This is a genomic window from Candidatus Deferrimicrobiaceae bacterium (genome assembly GCA_035256765.1).
GTDB lineage: Bacteria > Desulfobacterota > Deferrimicrobia > Deferrimicrobiales > Deferrimicrobiaceae > CSP1-8.
This window is the reverse complement of the sequence record DATEXR010000221.1, coordinates 1-4,924: the sequence shown is the minus strand read 5'-3', so window position 1 is coordinate 4,924 and position 4,924 is coordinate 1. Positions and strand designations below refer to the sequence as shown.

Below are 4,924 nucleotides of genomic sequence, written 5' to 3'. Positions count from 1 at the left end.
GCCGCGTCGGTCTACCTGGCCCTGGCGGCCGTGCGCCGTTTTCTTCCCCTTCTAACGCCTCACGCGCTCTGGTCCTTTCTCCGGCAAAACTGCCGAACGGCAACGGTCATCGCCACGGGGGGGCATTTCACGAGCAGCGTGATCGACGGTCTCGCCCACCGGGGGCATCCAATTCTTTCGAGAAACAACCGGACCTTCTCCCTTCTCCTGCCGCTGCCCGAACTGGTGGAAAAGCTGAACGACTTCCGGCCCGCGGTGCTGGGCACCTATCCCACGGCGATGGCGGTATTGGCGCAGGAACGGGAGGCCGGCGCGTTGCGAATCGACCCCGTGCTCGCGCTTTCCGGCGCGGAGGGACTCTCCCCCGTTGCACGGGAAACGATCGCATCGGCGTTCGGCTGCCCCGTGCGGGACACGTACGCCGCATCCGAGTTCATGGGGATCGCGTTCGACTGCGGACACGGCCGGCTGCATGTGAACGCCGACTGGGTGATCCTGGAGCCGGTGGACGAGCGGTACCGGCCGGTCCCCGCGGGCCGTCCTTCGCACACCGCCCTCCTCACCAACCTGGCCAACCGCGTGCAGCCGATCCTGCGGTACGACCTGGGCGACAGCGTGACGGAAATTCCCGGCCCGTGCCCCTGCGGAAGCCCGTTGCCGGGGATCCGGGTGGAAGGCCGCCGGGACGAGGTTCTTTCCCTTCGGTCGCAATCGGGCGGGTCGGTCCCGCTCCTGCCGATGGCGCTCTGCACGGTGGTCGAGGAGACCCCCGGAGTGCGGTCCTACCAGATCATCCAGGCGGGCCCCGCCCTCCTGCGCCTTCGCGTCGAGGAAGCCCCCGGACAGGACCGGATCAGGGTGTGCGACGATGTCGCCGGCCGGCTGCGTGCGTTCCTTTCTGCGCAGGGATTGGCATCGGCCGAAGTGGAAACGACGCAGGAACGTCCCTCCCGCGACCGTGCCGGAGGAAAACTGCGGCAGATTTTCGTCGATCCGGCATTCGCCTCCGCGATCGCAAAGGGATCGACAACATCCCGATGACTCTCCGACCGGAAGCTCACATCCTTGCTGCATCTCGTAATTACGGTCTCCTATCGGGCCGACGTCCTGAGGGATTTCCCTCCCGGTGCCAGGGGCTCGCGGGCGGCTATCGCTCCGCAGCCTCGGAGGGGGGCTCCGTTCGTGGCTCGCCGTGCGGTCAACCTGCACGGCTGCGCACCGGCCTCCAGGGGTCCGTTGCCGAAGAGGCCGTGCACCGAGAGGGTCGATGCGCCCCGTCCGGCGAGGCGCCCGGCCGAGGCGTACCCGCCGCGGTACGGTGAGGGCGGGCAACGAAGCCGGCGGGGATGCAGCGGCCCTCGAATGCCGGGATCTGAAGGAATGGATCTCTGGAGGCCGGTGAGCCCGGGTCCACGGGAGCCGACACTCGCAGCCGTCCACCCGACCGCGGCACACGCCGCAGGGGAGAAAGAGTTCTTAGGAACGTCCCTGTTCTTACCCCCGGAATGATGTCCCCGGTGAGGTTAGAACATCCCCCCGACCCTCCAGGACGAATCCCAGGAGCAAATACGGAACATGGGCGGAATGCGATATCATTGGTCCATCCGATGTCCCCCGGGCGCATCCGGGGCGCAGGCGATGACGTGCGGTTCCAGGGGGGGAGATTTCCGTGGCCGTCGGTTCCGGGAGAGAAAAAAAGATGGCGCGGCCCAAACCCACGGTTTCGCTTGTGCTGGGCAGCGGCGGCGCCAGGGGCCTGGCGCACATCGGGGTGATCGACTGGCTCACGGAGAACGGCTACGCAATCCGCTCCATCGCCGGGTCCTCCATGGGTGCCTTGATCGGAGGCATCTATGCCGCGGGCAAGCTGGACCTGTTCACCCGCTGGGTCACGAACCTGCAGCGCATGGACGTCATCCGCCTGCTGGACCTTTCCTTCGGAAGCTCCGGGCTGTTCAAGGGGGAGCGGGTGATCGGCGTGCTCCAGGAGTTGATCGGGGATCAAAACATCGAAGACCTCCCCGTTCCCTTTACCGCGGTGGCCACGGATATCCGGAACGGCAAGGAAGTCTGGTTGAGCCGAGGTCCCCTTTTCGACGCAATTCGCGCCTCGATCGCGATCCCCATGATCTTTACCCCCCACACGATCGAAGGACGGCAGTTCGTCGATGGCGGCCTGGTCAATCCGGTCCCGATCGGCCCGACCTTACGGGACCGCACGGACCTGACGGTCGCCGTGAACGCAAGCGCGCAACCGACGGGCGACCTCGAGGCCGCCGATGGGGAAGAGGGCCCGGACGACGACGAAACGGGGAGCTATCGCCAACGCATCGTCCAGTTCCTCGCCGATCTCTCCCAGCAACGGAGCGTCAGGAAAGAAACGTTGGGATGGTCCGATATCATGTTCCGCTCGATGGACACCATGCAGGACATGATCGCCCGGTTCCAGCTGGCGGCATATTCCCCCGAGGTGTTGATCGAGATCCCGCGGGACGTCTGCGGCGTGTACGAGATCTACCGGGCGCGCGAACTGATCCGGATCGGAAGGGAAAAAGCGGAAGCGGCGTTCTCGCGACCATAGTGAAGTCATCCCGGGGGAGTGATCCCTTCCTTCGTCCGGGGTCGAACAATCCGGGAATCCGGGGGGAAGGGAGGAAAGAGCATGGGGCAACTCGTGGAAAACCCGGGCCCGTTCGCTCTTTTTTGCGACTGGTACGACGAGGCGAACCGATCGTCGCTTCCCATGCCCAACGCGATGTCCCTGTCGACCGTACGCGCCGACGGAAGCCCTGCGTCCCGCATGGTGCTGCTCAGCTCCTTCGACGCCAAAGGATTCGTTTTCCATACGAACTACGGAAGCGGCAAAGGCGGAGAGATCGCGGATTCCCCCCGAGCAGCCCTCCTCTTCTGGTGGGAATCCCTGAACCGGCAGGTTCGAATCGAGGGAGCGGTGGAAAAGACGGCGCCCGAGGAATCGGACGCCTACTTCGCGGGACGCCCGCGGGGCGTCCAAATCGGCGCGTGGGCGTCGGACCAGAGCCGGGTTCTTCCGTTCGGGGAGACGCTCGAGGCGCGGGTGCGGGAGATCGAGGCAAGGCACCAGGGGGGGCCGGTCCCCCGTCCGCCCCACTGGGGGGGCTACCGCGTCATCCCGCGCGCCTTCGAGTTCTGGACGGGCCGCGAAAATCGCCTCCACGACCGTCTCCGGTACGACCGGACGGCCGAGGGGTGGGCAACGACGCAGCTCTATCCGTAGCCCGCCGGAAAGAGCCCCTCCCGGTTATCCGTGGAGTCCCCGCAGGGAAAGTCCGTTGACGGCGACCGCCCCGGCGGCGGCCAGGGCGTAGGTCCACCCGATCCCCACATGGGGGAGAAGACCGACGACGAGCAGGAAGAAGACCGCGAAGGCGAACAGGGCCATGGCGATCCCCCGCAACACGGCCAGGCCGGCCTGCGGCCCCTGGTTCCGGTGGGCAAAGGCCACCGTCACGTTGGCGAACAGGGGGAACGGCGCGAGAAGACCGCTCCACCTCGGCCCGAGGACCTGCGCCCCGCCGGTCAGAAGGATCACCATCGCGGTGGCGACGACGGCGCGGGCGGGAAGATCCCACCAGGGGGACGACACGTCGAGGAACCGCCGATCGGGAGTCGGCAAGAGGAACCACACCCCGAGGAGAATGAGGATAACGGCACCGAAGGTCGGCCACAGGGACAACGGCAGGAAACGCAACAGGACGGCGCCGCCGAGGAAAACCGTCAACCCGCAGGCGGTGCTCGCCATCCACCCCCTGCGCACAGCGGTCAAGGCGTAGGCGAGACAAAACACCCCCACGGCGGCCCCGCCCGCCAGGGAGCTCACCGCGGCGTCCCCGGCGAACGCCCTGCCCTGCTCCAAGGCCAGGAACAGGGAAACCGGCCCCGAGGTGAGAGGGAGGCCGGCGATCCAGCCGCCCACGGCGGGACCCCAGCGCCGCCCCGCCAGGGCGATGACCGTGATAAAGAGCGGCGTCAGGATGAGCTTGAGCCACAGGAGGTTCACGAACGGATATCCTTCATCTCCGGGAAAGGGTTCGCGCCCGCGGCACCCGGAGGCGTTGCGTTCGATGGGACCCGCAGGCGTTCATCCGTGTGAAATCACCAGGCCGTTCAGGCGAAAACCGAAAATTAGCAAGAGGCTCACGGATGCCACGATGACCGTCGTGATCAGCCCGCACAGACCGTTGCGTGTTGCTCCTTCACCCGCCTGCGATTTCCCGGATCGCAGCCACGACTTCCGCCGGCTCCATGCGCACGGTGTAATCCGGGTCCGCCTGCCCTGCGCGGACGATGCCGCTCTTGTCCAGCACGTAGGTTGCCGGAACCGGAAGCTCCCACCGTCCCGCGCCGTTGTACTTCTCCAGGTTGAGGCCGAACTTCTCCAGGTAAAGGGCCTTGACCTCCGCGGGTACCGTGAACCACAGCCGGTACGTTTTCAACACCTCGCTCGTCGCATCGCTCAGGATATCGATGGGGATGGCGTGCTTCTCCGCCATCGTGAGCGTGTTGTCCGGAAGTTCCGGACTGATGCCCACCAGGTCCGCGCCGAGCGACCGGATCACGGGCAATCCCTTCGCCAGAGCTGCCAGCTCCAGGTTGCAGTACGGTCACCAGACCCCCCGGTAGAAGCTGAGGACCACGGGTCCCTTGGACAGGCGGTCGGAAAGCCTCACCGTCTCTCCCCGCTGGTTCGGAAGCGCGAAGTCCGGAGCGCGTTCCCCGATTTGCAGGCCCGCCACCCCGGACGCCTTCACGGTTTCGGTGCCCCGCTTCAGAATCGCCACGATCTCCGGCGTCCGGTTCCGGGATGCATCGAATTGCGCGAGTTGCTCCCTCAGCGACATTTCCATTTCTCCTTTAGGCGGTCCTCCTATGAATTGACCGAATG

Annotated in this window: 5 protein-coding genes; 3 read left to right on the top strand and 2 right to left on the bottom strand. The window is 66.2% G+C overall.

Features of this window, described 5'->3' with window-relative positions; all coding sequences use genetic code 11:
- From VJ307_07500 to pdxH, 3 genes are all read left to right on the top strand, one after another.
- The coding region (locus tag VJ307_07500) for a hypothetical protein (protein ID HJX73986.1) at positions 1-1,041 on the top strand (1,041 nt) is incomplete at its 5' end.
- A 658-nt stretch (positions 1,042-1,699) separates the two neighbouring features.
- Positions 1,700-2,581 (top strand): patatin-like phospholipase family protein, encoded by an 882-nt coding sequence (locus VJ307_07495; GenBank protein HJX73985.1) that lies wholly within the window; start codon positions 1,700-1,702, stop codon positions 2,579-2,581.
- An 81-nt stretch (positions 2,582-2,662) separates the two neighbouring features.
- Entirely contained in the window at positions 2,663-3,256 is a 594-nt protein-coding gene (gene pdxH / locus VJ307_07490) for a pyridoxamine 5'-phosphate oxidase (GenBank protein ID HJX73984.1), read from the top strand.
- A gap of 24 nt (positions 3,257-3,280) precedes the next feature.
- Here pdxH and VJ307_07485 read toward each other — a convergent pair whose 3' ends face one another.
- Entirely contained in the window at positions 3,281-4,039 is a 759-nt protein-coding gene (locus VJ307_07485) for a hypothetical protein (GenBank protein ID HJX73983.1), read from the bottom strand.
- A 196-nt stretch (positions 4,040-4,235) separates the two neighbouring features.
- On the bottom strand, positions 4,236-4,880 hold the full coding sequence (locus tag VJ307_07480; protein ID HJX73982.1) for a peroxiredoxin-like family protein: 645 nt from the start codon (positions 4,878-4,880) through the stop codon (positions 4,236-4,238).
- Positions 4,881-4,924 lie beyond the last annotated feature (44 nt).

Bases quoted from the DNA above. Each gene is read 5' to 3' on its own strand.
- VJ307_07495 (HJX73985.1), top strand. From the start codon at position 1,700: ATGGCGCGGCCCAAACCCACGGTTTCGCTTGTGCTGGGCAGCGGCGGC.
- pdxH (HJX73984.1), top strand. From the start codon at position 2,663: ATGGGGCAACTCGTGGAAAACCCGGGCCCGTTCGCTCTTTTTTGCGAC.